11 protein-coding genes are annotated in these 12762 nt (G+C 56.9%); 5 read left to right on the top strand and 6 right to left on the bottom strand.

The annotated features are described in order from the left end of the window. Positions 1-10: 10 nt before the first annotated feature. From KHO33_RS10750 to KHO33_RS10740, 3 genes are all read left to right on the top strand, one after another. Positions 11-778 carry an ABC transporter substrate-binding protein gene (locus tag KHO33_RS10750; protein ID WP_054033785.1) on the top strand — a complete coding sequence of 256 codons (768 nt, stop codon included), beginning with the start codon at positions 11-13 and terminating at the stop codon, positions 776-778. A gap of 180 nt (positions 779-958) precedes the next feature. Then, the gene (locus tag KHO33_RS10745) at positions 959-1738 is read left to right on the top strand and encodes a carbonic anhydrase (protein WP_234475213.1); all 780 of its coding nucleotides are present in this window, start codon (positions 959-961) and stop codon (positions 1736-1738) included. A gap of 71 nt (positions 1739-1809) precedes the next feature. Further along, positions 1810-2451 carry an MAPEG family protein gene (locus tag KHO33_RS10740; RefSeq protein WP_172737584.1) on the top strand — a complete coding sequence of 214 codons (642 nt, stop codon included), beginning with the start codon at positions 1810-1812 and terminating at the stop codon, positions 2449-2451. Between the two features lie 163 nt (positions 2452-2614). On the opposite strand, the gene KHO33_RS10735 is transcribed toward KHO33_RS10740, so the two are convergent. Together KHO33_RS10735 and KHO33_RS10730 are read right to left on the bottom strand one after the other, a co-directional pair. After that, on the bottom strand, positions 2615-3967 hold the full coding sequence (locus KHO33_RS10735; protein ID WP_200565128.1) for a DUF1214 domain-containing protein: 1353 nt from the start codon (positions 3965-3967) through the stop codon (positions 2615-2617). 138 nt (positions 3968-4105) lie between these two features. Further along, positions 4106-4459 (bottom strand): hypothetical protein, encoded by a 354-nt coding sequence (locus KHO33_RS10730; RefSeq protein ID WP_054033791.1) that lies wholly within the window; start codon positions 4457-4459, stop codon positions 4106-4108. Positions 4460-4740: 281 nt separating this feature from the next. On the opposite strand from KHO33_RS10730, the gene KHO33_RS10725 reads away from it, so the two are divergent. Continuing rightward, positions 4741-5877: a hybrid sensor histidine kinase/response regulator gene (locus KHO33_RS10725; RefSeq protein ID WP_054033798.1), complete on the top strand. Its 1137-nt coding sequence runs from the start codon at positions 4741-4743 to the stop codon at positions 5875-5877. Between the two features lie 11 nt (positions 5878-5888). On the opposite strand, the gene KHO33_RS10720 is transcribed toward KHO33_RS10725, so the two are convergent. From KHO33_RS10720 to KHO33_RS10705, 4 genes are all read right to left on the bottom strand, one after another. After that, positions 5889-8438, bottom strand: a complete 2550-nt coding sequence (locus KHO33_RS10720) for an ATP-binding response regulator (protein ID WP_054034243.1) — start codon at positions 8436-8438, stop codon at positions 5889-5891. 17 nt (positions 8439-8455) lie between these two features. After that, positions 8456-9682, bottom strand: coding sequence for a hypothetical protein (locus KHO33_RS10715; RefSeq protein WP_200565109.1), 1227 nt, complete (start codon positions 9680-9682; stop codon positions 8456-8458). A 273-nt stretch (positions 9683-9955) separates the two neighbouring features. Continuing rightward, positions 9956-10486 (bottom strand): GNAT family N-acetyltransferase, encoded by a 531-nt coding sequence (locus tag KHO33_RS10710; protein ID WP_054033800.1) that lies wholly within the window; start codon positions 10484-10486, stop codon positions 9956-9958. Positions 10487-11068: 582 nt separating this feature from the next. After that, positions 11069-11557: a hypothetical protein gene (locus KHO33_RS10705; protein WP_128575979.1), complete on the bottom strand. Its 489-nt coding sequence runs from the start codon at positions 11555-11557 to the stop codon at positions 11069-11071. Positions 11558-11755: 198 nt separating this feature from the next. Here KHO33_RS10705 and KHO33_RS10700 point away from each other — a divergent pair, with 198 nt between their 5' ends. After that, entirely contained in the window at positions 11756-12265 is a 510-nt protein-coding gene (locus tag KHO33_RS10700; RefSeq protein ID WP_200565110.1) for a dihydrofolate reductase, read from the top strand. The last annotated feature ends 497 nt before the right edge of the window (positions 12266-12762 follow it).

Below are 12762 nucleotides of genomic sequence, written 5' to 3'. Positions count from 1 at the left end.
AGGAGCTGTGATGAAAAAACTGGCGACGACCACGTTGCTGTGTCTGCTGGCGTCATCGGCGTTTGCCGCCGACACGTTACGCTTTGGCATCGAAGCGGACTACCCCCCATTTGAATACAAGCTGCCCAGCGGTGAACTGGCTGGCTTCGATATCGATATTGGCAATGCCGTCTGCGCGAAGTTGCAGCTCAAATGTACGTGGGTCGAAGGCTCGTTCGACGGCCTCATTCCGGCTCTGATGGCACGCAAGTTCGACGCGATCAATTCGGCGATGTGGGCAACCGAGCAGCGCGAAAAAGAAATCAATTTTACGTCAGCGCTCTACGTTCCCCCGATTCGACTGGTCGCGCGAGCCGACAGTCATCTTCTGCCGACCAGCGAGTCCCTCAAAGGTAAGCGTGTTGGCGTATTGCAAGGCGCGACCCAGCAGTTCTACGCGGAGGCCAAATGGGCGCCGAACAGCGTCGTAGTGGTTGCTTATCCGTCTCAGGGGCAGGTATTCGCGGACCTGGCCGCAGGTCGTCTCGACGCCGCCTTGCAAACGCAGAAGACCGCCGAAGACAGCTTCCTGAACAAGCCTGAAGGGAAAGGGTTCGCGCTTGTCGGAGCGCCGCTGCGGGACGAGAAAATATTTGGCACCGGGGTAGCCTTCGGAGTCCGCAAACAGGATCAGGCACTCCTTGCCCGTCTCAATCAGGCGATCGCCGCATTGAAGCAGGACGGTACATTCAACAAGATTGCGCAAAAATATTTTCCCTATCAGATCGTTGCGCCTTGAGTTGGCCGCCTGACCGGAGATTCGCAGCCGCGGGATTTTCCGGACACTGCATCAGGCGACGGTATAGACTCAAACTTATACAAGTTGGTTGATCTATCGCGTGGCGTTGGACCACCACGTGAGGTGCACATAGCAGGTGACCGGTGTGCCATTTGCGTTGCGACGCAACAAGGCGCCTGTTTGCGGCCGGATGCGCCCAGCACTGGCGGAGACATTCAAATGTGTGATGTCTGTGGTGATGCGCAGCACGAGCCCCAAGTATCGCGCCGGGATTTCATGAAGGCTGGCGCAATCGCGGCGCTCCTGCCGTGGAGCGTGAGCGCCGCCTTCGCGGCCGAGCCGCCAGCACCCGGCGCATCGCCACCGCCGAACTCGATCCCACCTGCGGATGCGTTGAAGCGAATCATGGATGGCAACGCGCGCTACGCCGCCAACGCGCCGAACGAGCGCGACTTTTCATCAGGTCGCGCCGCCCGTGTGCAGGCGCAGTATCCGATCGCCACGATCCTGAGCTGCGCCGATTCGCGCGTGGCGCCGGAGTTCGCGTTCGATCAGGGGCCGGGCGATCTGTTCGTTTTACGCGTTGCGGGCAATGTCGTGAACCCAGATCTGCTTGCGTCTCTCGAATACGGCGCGCAGTTCCTGGGGGTGCCGCTCATCATGGTGCTAGGCCACACCGGATGCGGCGCGGTCGACGCCGCAATCAAAGTGCTGAAGGCCAAGGCGGTTCTTCCGGGTCATTTGCCGGGACTCATCTCAGCGATCAAGCCGGCCGTCATCGCCGCCGAGAAGACGAAGACCGGCAATTTGCTGGACAACGCGGCCGCCGAGAACGTGCGACGGCAAATGGCTCGATTGAAGCGCTCACCGCCGATCGTCCAGAAACTTTACGAGAGCAAGAAGATCGACATTGTCGGCGGCATGTACGACCTCGCCACCGGCAAAATTACGCTCGTCTAAACGAGTGGGTTTATCCTTCCGCGGGTGGCCAATGCCGATGCCCCCGTATGAAACGCCCGGAGGAAAAATCCATGACCGACCCGACCTATCACGCGTCCGATTTTCGACAGCAGCGCAGCGTCGGTATTGCCGGTATCGCAGTCGCGTCGCTGTTTGCCTCGGGGCTCTGGCTCGGCATCGATCTTTTGATGTCGCCCCTGCCGGGCATGGACAGCCTCGGTGCGCGGATGCTTCTGACGCTCAAATGCTGCTGTGCCGCGGTGCTGTTCTGTCTGGTGACGGGTGTCGAAGCCGTAGCGCACGAACGATTGACCTCGCCCGCATTCGATCCGTTGGCCGGCTTCGAGACGCGCAGGTTGCGCGTCAATCAACGATACCTGCAGAACACGGTGGAACAGATCATCGTGTTCGCGGCGGCGCTGTTCGGCTTGGCCGCCTACTGCCCCGACGGCTCGTCCATGCGCGCTGTCGTGGCGACGACCGTCGTCTGGATCGTCGCGCGAGCCGCGTTCTGGCTCGGCTACCAGCGTAGCGCTGCACTGCGCGGACTCGGGGCGCCGGGCATGGCGGTCAGCATGATCGTGTTGCTGTATGTGACCAGCCGGTTCGGGCGTGAGATCGCGGGGACGCTGGGCGCTATTGTGCCGCTCGTTGCATTTTTCGCGATCGAGGCAGTGTTGTTTTGGGGGACACGGCCGGTGAAAGCGGATTGATTCAATGGGCGTCCGTCGGCTCGACTCGACGCTATCGCCACACAGCAAGGGTAGCAATCCAGATCTGACGGGCGTTGCGTGCCGATGGACCCGAGACGAAATTCAGCCTGTTCGCGCGATGCTCGCACAGGCTGAACGCCGATTACATTGACTGCCTGACCGCTTATTGCACTGCCACGATCGGTGCTGGGAACCATTCACCTTGCTGGACTTCCTGTTTCGGCACATACGCACGGAAGTTCAGCGAGAATCCCTTGCCCTCAGGCGTAGGCAGCCAATTACTTTGTGGGACGTTCTTCGGCCGCACTGGCGCAAGCCAGATACTCGTGCTGCCGTCAGCGTTGGACTTTAGATGCGATACATTATTCAGGTTATAGCGATGTAATGCGTTGGGTACCACGCGGTAGTCTGGCACGCTGTACAGTGAGACTGACCAGAAGCCATTCACATGCGTGTCCGGCTTTTCGCCTTTAGCAAACCGGATCTCATAGGTCTTACTACCGTCGAGCGGTTGCTTGTCGCTGTCTGTCTGACCTATAAAATAAATTGCCTCGCTGATGGCGTTTGCCCATAGGCCACCGTAGTTGATCATGTTGCGAGCCATCACGTCATTGCCAAAGTTGCCAGCCGCGTAAGTGACTGACCAACCACCCTTCTGCGTGCCGAAGCCCTTGGCGCCTGCCAGAAAGCCAGGAATCGCCTTGGTCCTGATCACATCGTCGACCCGCTTGCGGGCAGCGTCGTTGCTCTTCACGTATTTGGCAACGGCGATTGCCGTCGCCTGGTACTCCGGCGCCTTCGGCATGGCGTCCGGATAGGTGGCCATTACTTCGGTAACGTGATCGAAAATCTCAACACGGATTGGGGCGGCTGGTGTAAAGGCTGGAACGGCAAAGGGCGGATCGATCGTGATGTCAGGAGACGCTTGCACCGTGAACTGATGCTGCAGTCGCACTGCAGTCTTCGGAGATCCCTTAAGCTCCACGCGCGCCAGCAACTTGGCCTTGGCAGAAGGTATTTCGATTTTGAGTGCATCAGATGGCACCGGCGGATTGGTGCCCTTGATCACCAAGGCGAACTTCCCGTACGGATGGTCAGGGTAGGTTCGCTCGTTGATGTTGGTGATAACTTGACCCCATCCGTCGAGTAGCTCGGCCGTGTAGTAACGACCCTTGACTCGAGGCACGTTCAGGATGACTGCATGATCCTTGTCTGCGACGAGCCATGCCTCAAGGTAGGCTACGTCGAGGTTGGGATTCACAAACTGGGCCGATCCCAACGGGTTGTATTTGATCTTGTTGTAGCCGACCTTCTCCACATTGATGTCGTAGTTCTCCTGCTGCAACACCAGATAGCGCCCGTACAGATAATTCCACGCCGACACAATCTGGTCGTCCGAGGGAACTGCTTCGCTCGCGGCTGTACTGTTTTGCGACGGCGTACCGGACGTACTGCAGGCCGCGACGCCCAATCCGATCAAACCAGCTGCAATCCAGCAAGAAATCCACTTAGACATTTTCACGGAGCTCTCCATCAAATTGACCCTAATATGCACGGTCCGGAGAGCTTACGTTGAACATCTATCTGTTCATAGAGTCAGGATGGCTGTTTCTCGAAACACCACGTTGTGCTATGCATTCTGATTATTGAATGCCTATTTGTGACGCTTCGGCGGCTCGGCCGACGAACGCTTCGGATCTTCCCCCCCCGATTTCCGCGTTCGATGCAGCGAGTTTCTGACCTGTCCGGCGACCCCCTGGATAGACGAGCGCATGTACCAAGGCCACCAGGCCAGATGCCAGAACCACAGGCATGCTCCGCGGTATCCCCGCAGCCACTGACGGTTTATGCCGGTCGCAGGAAAGCTTTCAAGGCTGCGATGGCCGAGCGCCATCACCCCAATCGTCATCCAGACAACGGCGATCACGAGGGTTGGAAGCGACAGAACGCATGCGGCGACAAATATCGCAAGCGGCAAACAGATAGCGAGTGGCGAGCGGGTCTTCATTTTTCTTTCGCCCCTATATAAGCAATCTTATTGTTTCAGATTAGCGTATTTTGGACGTATTAACTGATAGGGTTTTGTACCATCGCTAGAACCCTAACGCCGACCATCAAAACGCGCGTTATTCTGCGGTTTGAAAACCCAAAGTGTGATTCATAATTAGCCCTTGGCCCACGAAGTGACGCGTTGCCCGCACGCGTTCACGGTGGCCCTTACCAGGCAGGTGGCACGATCAGGAGATCGGAGTCTCCGCAGGCTTAACATTGAAACTTGCTGGGAACGCAATGAGTGACACTATGCAGCCGCCTTTTTCCGTTCTCTTCGTCGACGACGACGAGATGTCGCGCAATCACTTCGCACGCGCAATCCGTAAAGAATACTGTGTGCATGTCGCCCAAGGCGTAGACGAAGCGATGGCCATGCTGAATGAATACGGAGCGGAGATTGCCGTACTGGTGACCGATTTCCGCATGCCAGGGCGCCATGGAGACGATCTGCTGCGTCAGGTAGCGCAGGAGTATCCGCAAATCGTGCGGATACTCGTGACCGCCTATGCGGACAAAGACATGCTGTTGCAGACGGTCAATACCGGCGACGTATTCCGTATCCTCGAAAAGCCGCTTCGGGCGGAAACGGTGCGCGAGGTCCTGCAACTGGCAACCGCACGCTACACCGAGCGGGAAACGCGCCAGCAGCGCCTGTTGGCGATGGATGAGACGCTGGCTTTCCTCGCCCATGAACTGAATACGCCATTGGCAACGATCTCGCTTTTTGCGCGCACCGTCGAGAGCGACGTTGCTGAGCAATACGATCCAGAGCGTCAAATGGCGATCGGCCAGGCAGCAACGTCAATGCTTAACAATGCGCAGTATTGCCTGACGCTGATCTCGTCTTTCTGGGCGGCGGTGCACAAAAACGGAGGCCAACAGTCCGCATCGGGCACTGGATCCCAGGAGATCCGAGCGACGCGATTGATCGCTACCTTGCTCGATACCTATCCGTTCGCCGCGTCGCAGCGCGACTGGATACAGATCGACATGCAAGGGGATTTTGTCGTGCACGCCATGCCTAATTGCGTGGCGCTCGTACTCTCTTCGCTGTTGTCCAACGCATTGCGTGCGCTCGACGGTACGCCCTCGCCTTCGTTGCGCCTCGAAGTCGTGGACGCTCCGGAACCTGAGATCCGTATCCGCGATAACGGTCCGGGGATTGCACCGGAGACAAAAGCGCGCCTGTTGCTGGACCCCGTCACGACTTACGCAGGGTCCGGCGGGCACGGCATGGGCCTGATCTTTTGCAACCGCATCATGCAATCTTTTGGTGGATCCCTCCGGATCGAATCCACCTTGGGTGCGGGCACTACCGTGACGATGGGGTTTCCCGGATTGAGAAGTCGAATGCCGGTCAGTGACACCGCGTAGCCGTTAGACGGCTACCCATCGCTCAGCACGTCCCGATGATCGCGACGTGTTTTGGCCGAATCGAAATACGTCTCCAGCGCGTTAGCTGAACGCTCACCCAAGACGCAAATCCGCGCAAGCCAGTCAGCCTCCGAAGGCCATTGGCCTTCCACCACTCGCGGATAAATCTGTCTCGTGAATTGGTGCAGCGCCTTTGCTCCGATATTGCCGCTGACGCCAAGAAGGAGGTGCAATGCTCCGTGCGCCGATTGAAGGTCACGAGCCGTCACACTGGTAGTAAGTTGCGCCATCAGCACGCGAATCTGCTCGATGCCGTTGAGGAACGACTGATCCAGCAAATCAAGCGCCATAAGCTCTTCGAGGTGTTTCTTGTCAAGCAGATCGCCTTCCGCGACGGTCTCGGGCTTGCCGGTTGGGCTAGCCGCTGCTTGAGATAGATCTGCCTTAGCCGGCGCATGCAAGGTACGCTGCTGGGCAAACTGTCTTGCCAGGGAGGCATACAGGGAACCGACCTGCACGGGTTTTATCATGACCTCGTTCATCCCTGCAGCGAGACATGCCTGTACGGCTTCCATATCGGATTGGCTGGTCAAGGCAATGATCGGTACCTGGGCATACGAGTCGGTACGGGCGCGAATCAATGCGGTGGTTTCCACGCCACCCATTCCTGGCATATTCAGGTCCATCACGATGGCATCGATAGCGTTGTCTTCCTGCAGCCTGGCCAGCACAGCCAGCCCATGTTCGGCCTCGACAACGTTCGCGCCGCATCGCTCCAGATAACTTTTGGCGACCAGCCCGCTGTAGGTGTCGTCGTCCGCCACCAGGATCGTTTTGCCGGCGAACCCATCGAAACTCTGTTTCGAATGATGCTGTTTGCCATTTTCGAAGAGCGTCTGCAGGGTGCCAACCAATTCCACTACGCCGCAGGATTTGCTGACGAGTCCGTCCATGCCGGCTTGCCGTGCGAGGACGCGCGCCACGTTGCTTGGCTCTGCCGTGTAAGCGACGATCAGGACATTCCAGTTAGGATCTTGACGGCCAGCGCGGATTTTCTCGGTGGTCGTGTAGCCGTCCAGACCCGGCATGTTGATGTCCATCAGTACAAGATCCCACGGCGGGGCCTGTCGAAGCATGCTCAGCGCCGTCTCGCCGTCTGCGGCTTCGCTCACGTCCGCGTCCACCTTCGACAACGCGCGACGGGTCCTCGCCCGCTGACCGGCATCGTCGTCTACGACAAGAACGCGTTTCCCCCTGAAAAATGGCGTGGCGTGGTCCAAAATCTTCTGCTCATGGATCGCAACTTCGCTTTCAGAGACGGCGGGAAACTGCAGCGTGAACTGTGTAAATTTTCCCACTTCCGACCGGCAGCCGATGGTGCCGCCGAAAGCGTGCATCGCGCGCTGGCAGTAGGCAAGCCCGAGCCCCGTCCCCCCCGAATTTCCCGCCGTGCGGAAAGGCTCGAACAGATGCGGCAGGATGTCAGGCGCAATACCTGGGCCTGTGTCATGAACGATCACCGTTTGCCGCTCGACCGTGAGTGTGAGCGTCGCTAAAGGATGCGCGGCAATGTGATGGAGCGCGTTTTTTATCAGATTGAACAGGGTGAACAGATAGACGGTTTCGTCGACCTTGAAGGTGAAATCCTCCAGCACCATGAGTCTGACTTTGCTGCGCTCCTTCTGATCGCTGAAACCGTATTCGTCCAGCGCTTTGCGTGTGGTACTCGCCGCACTCAGATAGGTCAGATAGTCGGAGCGGATGGGTTTTGCGCTGACTTCGTCCAGTGTCATCGCAATGATACGCAGGCCTCGCTCAATCGACAGTTGTCCGTGGGCGAGATGACGATAGAGCAACGCCGCGCCGTCCTGCGACAACGCTGGCGACGGGCTGGATCCGGTCCTCGCAGGCAGCACATCTTCCACGCGATCCAGAACGTGCTTGAGCTGACTGAGGGGATTACGCATTTCATGGGCGATCGAGCCCGCGAGGGCCTGCAATGCCCGGTTTCTCTCGACAAAGATGCGTCCTTTGCTGATCGCATAGCTGAAGGCCATGCTGCACAAGACGACGACGGGCAGCACGGCGAGATCCGACTGGTTGGCCGCGCTTAGAACGATCGGAGCCGGTGAGCTGGCCACCGCAGCCAGCGTGCCGGAAAGAATGCCTATGCCTATGCAGCCCATCAGCAAAAGCGGGTTGTCGATACACAGCGCCATGATGAAAAGCATCATGACCTCGGTCATCATCCACATAGTGGAGAATGAATTTCTGATCGCGAGGAAAGTACAAACAAACGGCAATACGTAGATCAGGCAGCAATGCCAATAGATCAGCAGGTAATTGTTAAATCGCCTCGGCCAACGCGCCTGAAAGATCAAGGGAATGCAGATGACAGCCGCACTCAACCGGAGGAAGAGGTTGTCGTACGGCTGCGGCAGGACATAGGTCCAGACGACGTAGTAAATGGGGTGGCACAGGAGGCCCAATATGCCTCCCCATCGAATTGCAAGCCGGCTTCGTTCCAGCAAATCCCGCATGCTCTCGCGCGGCATCACCATCTGGCCTCCAATGACGTTCACGACCCTATAAGCTCATGTTTGCCACGATGCTGGGTACTCCGGGCGATCGTCGAACCGTCTTTGCCGTGAAAAGGTCCGACCGAAAACCCGTACTTCTTCAGAAGACCGTGAGTATATGAAACGGACCACACAGGCGGGCTGCCGATGATGAAATCGGAAGCAATGCCTTCCTGCCAGGCTGCATAGCCTTCGGCGAAACAGGTGTAGCAATCGCGGGTGGTCGGCAGTCTGAACGGAAACACGGTGTTGAGTCCGGCAGGGCCACGGGCGAAGCACTCAATATATAGCGTGTGGGCCCGCGACGCGAGTTCGGCCTCGATGCTCGCTGCCCGGGGATGAGAATCGTCGATCCAGAACTGCGCCCGTTTGAGGTCGGAAGCCGTGAGGTAGGGAACGCTGGTACTGCTGACCAGGATTGCGCCATCGAACTGCGGCAGCGGCGTGTCCGGACTGAATGTGTGTATCGACACACGGGTTCGTCCCAGCAGGTCGGTTGCCAGCAGTTCTTTTGCTTGCTCCTTGAGCAGGTTCACCTTGTCCGGCAAATCGATCAGAACAAGCTCTTTCGGTGCATCTTTGTAAAGCAGGTATTTAGCCGCCGTGACGCCGAGCCGCCCGGCGGCGCCGAATAGCGCGAGCTTCGTCTTGCCGAATTCGAGATCAAGTTCGTTGCAGCAGTGGATGGCCCAGTCTTTCAGCATCGAGGCCGTGGCGGCATGACCCGTGGTGATGTGGGGCGGCTTCGTATGCCGGGGAAGTGCGCCATAGTTGCAGGCATAGGGCGTGGAAGCACCCATCGCCACCATGCTCAATCCCGCCCGCCTTGCCAGTTCAAGAGCCGGAAAAAATTGCGTCTCCCGAAATCGTTTGATACCGCGTGGGCTCCCCAGCCATAACTCGAGGGGAACCGGACACGCAATATTGGCCCCTATGACCTGAGATCCCGAATAGATAGGCGATGCGATAAAAGGCTTTGCTTTCCAAAGCTCTTCTTCGAATGACGCATTTCTGCGTTTCACATTATGAAATGAAAATGAAAGCGTATCCCAGTCCGTAGCGTGAAACAGAAACCCAATGCCACCTTGGCCCGCCGACAGGTTGTCCCGGATCTCTTCTGGGTGAATGGTGTGTTTGAGCGTCAAAGGCGCACTATTGGGGTGCAGACTGGAGTTGGCCTGCTCATCGAAATCGATTGTAATTTCCTGTTGAGGAGACGTTCTCATTTGGGTTCCCTTAGGTTGAATGCACGCTGGAAAGTCAGCGCGGCATCGTCAGTCAGGATTGACTGCCGACATTCAACTCTAGAGAAATCCGGCGCAGTGTGTCCGTCTGTTCGGTCGCATCGCGAAAGTTGCGGGACTTACCGGAAATTGCGGCTGGGGGTGGGGTGAGGCTGGCGGCAGGTGGATTCGAAGCAACAAGCGTGGGCGTATCGGAGTTCTGATTGAAAGTTAGTCCGTCGATTTCTTATCATTTGAGAACTCTGACGACGTCTCTCAACCAATCAGACTCGCAACGTCGTCCCAGACAAAGACGATGTTCTGCGACTGCCAGATCGGACCCGGATCGATGTACTCACCCGCTAGCCGGCCATTTAGCGCATCGTAAAAGGCGATCGCGGGATCGTTTCCCTTGACGACGCTTAAAGCGGCTCCCTGATAGTGCATTTCTCTCAAATGAGTCGCGAGTTCTGCAAGCAACTCGCGACCGATACCGCGGCGCTTGAAGTCAGGATCGACATAAAGGAATTTGATCTCGCCGCGGCCGCCGAATATCGATTCCGAAGGCGCCCCTGCGGCTCCGATTCCAACAGTTCTACAGTCAATCTCAGCAATGAGCACGACCTGGCTGCTGTCATTCGCGGACAGTTTTTGCTTCCACATCTTGCCGCGATGTTGCTCGTTGAGGACGGCATATGCTTCGGCTGGCGCAAGCTCCTGGTAGGTATGCCTCCAGACCTTCACATGAAAATCGGCGATCATTTGAGCATCGTCGATATTTGCGGTTCTGATGAATATTCCCGTCATTTAAGGCTCTTTCAGATGCGGAATTGCGCCGGTGGGCTCAGTTGCACGTATGAGATTGTGAGTGATCTGAGCAGCGGTGTCGACGACCGGTTGCGGCCGAGTTTCGCACAGGCACCTCGCATTCATTTGCGGCTGACTCTTGTCATATCACTCGGCACGGGTGACCGATCGCACGCACTCGGTGATGAGCCGACAGAAGCTCTCAAACTCGCGATCACTACGGAACCGGTATCGTTGAAATTCATAGGGTCGCCCCTGGAACGTGAAACCGATCGTCTCCCGTGCCTTGGAAGAATAGCTCCCGCGCCGTGTCAGCGAAGGCTGCTGATAACGCCGCAGATTGCCAATCGCGGGATGCCCTTCGCCCTAACGGGTCTGTACCCAGTACCATTCAAGAAAGGCAGCTTCCCCTTTGGGCGCAACCTCAGGGGCGAATACCATCAAGTCATAGCTCATCTCGTTGGTTCCTATGTCGTCACGAAAGGCGCAAATTCATGGCGTTAGTCAATCCCAACGTCCGCCGACGACAGCGATCAGCAACCGATACGGAAAGCGCTGCTTCGTTGACCACAAAAAGTACGGCTATGACCCACAGAAAGGGCCTTGCTCACTCATCGCGCGCTTCCAAGTGTGTTCCGTACTGGGAACCGGCGCCGGGGAAGCGAGTGGCGCCGCCGGAGTACCCGTGTCGTTCAGATCGATATGACAGCGACCGTCGGTCACCGCGAGAAGAGCGACATAGCGGTGGGTGGCTTCCGGTGTGAACGTAAGGGTGTCGACGCAGAATTTCTCGATCACCAGCATATTCTTTGTGTAGACCATGGAGAAAGACAATGGCGCGTTTGGTGTAACTTTGCGCGCGATCTCCTTCTCAGCATCCATTACGGGAAGATGATGCCGCTCGGTACATTCAGCCGCGCCTCCATAAATAAATGCTTGTGCTGTGAAATCGCCTGCTTTGCGAAAAACTATAGTAGCAGCGTCTGCTTGAGATGGTTCCTGATAGGTTGCCGCGCAACCCGTGATGGCGAGCGCGCATGCACCCAGCATAAGTGTTTGGCTAAATTTCATAATTATTGATTAGGGGTATGTGCAGATTAGAATTCACACGCAGTCGCGCTCAAAACGCAAGCGCGCCTAATCATCCTTTACGACACCCGGCAAAATATCTTGAGAGATTGTGCGTTCCGCAAGTGAGTGAAAATCACAGCCTGTCAGTGATTTGTATACTGACGTTATACGACCGTAAACGGAAAAGCGAGACGGCAAATGTTGAGCGGAAAGCGAATTTCAATGGTGGCGGCCATGGCCGCGAATCGGGTGATCGGTGCGGCTAACGACATTCCATGGAGAGTGCCCGGAGAGCAGCAGCGGTTTCGTCAATTGACCGAGGGGCACCTGGTCGTGATGGGACGACGCACATACGAGTCAATAGGTAGACCACTGCCAAATCGCGATGTGCTTGTGATTGGCAAGCATGCTGTCGCCGCCGAACGAGCGTCGACTTGCAGTACGCTGCAAGAAGCGATCGAAATCATCGCGAACGATCCGCGTGAAGAGATTTTTATCGCGGGCGGCGAACAGATTTACCGTCTGTTTTTGCCTTACGCGGATACGGTCTACCTCACAGAAATCGATTTGGAGCCGGCGGGCGACACCAGGTTTCCAGATCTGCCTGCCGACTTTCATTGCACAGAAAAGGTCGACGTCAGCGGCCCTCCACGTTATACATTTTCTACCTATCGCCGCACCTCCGGTCACGAGGGCAATCTGTATTGAGAGCTAGATGTCGTGCATTTTCAGCCACGCGGCGCGGCACGAACGCTCGACACTAAGGCGCCGATTGCGCTAAGCGATAGAATGATGCCCGCACCGCGCTACCAGTGATCCCATTTGAAATGCTACGCTGTCGAAGCACGATCTTGAGGGACCATAAAAAAATCCCCAGACCGCCAGCAGCGATCATCGCCAGTATCCCGACCGCTGCGCCGTGAGTCTCCAGACACCACCAAGTTAGCCATGCCGCGCCAAAGACAGCAAAGAACATAGCGCCGTGCGCTCGACTCGACGATGCAGATTGAATGGAATCCATGCATGTACTCATCGTTGGAGAAAGGGCAGAAATAATCATGTTCGGTGCCAACTGTCATCGATCTGGGCATCGACTTGCGATTACCCACAATTTTTGGTGGTTCCCCTCTGTTAACAAGGAGTCCATTCTGTTAACTTCGTTGCATGTCCAGTCGACGAAGGAATGCGATCGATGTCAAACAGAG

It is taken from the genome of Paraburkholderia nemoris (assembly GCF_905221015.1).
GTDB classification, from domain to species: domain Bacteria; phylum Pseudomonadota; class Gammaproteobacteria; order Burkholderiales; family Burkholderiaceae; genus Paraburkholderia; species Paraburkholderia nemoris.
This window is presented reverse-complemented; position numbering and strand designations above follow the sequence as displayed.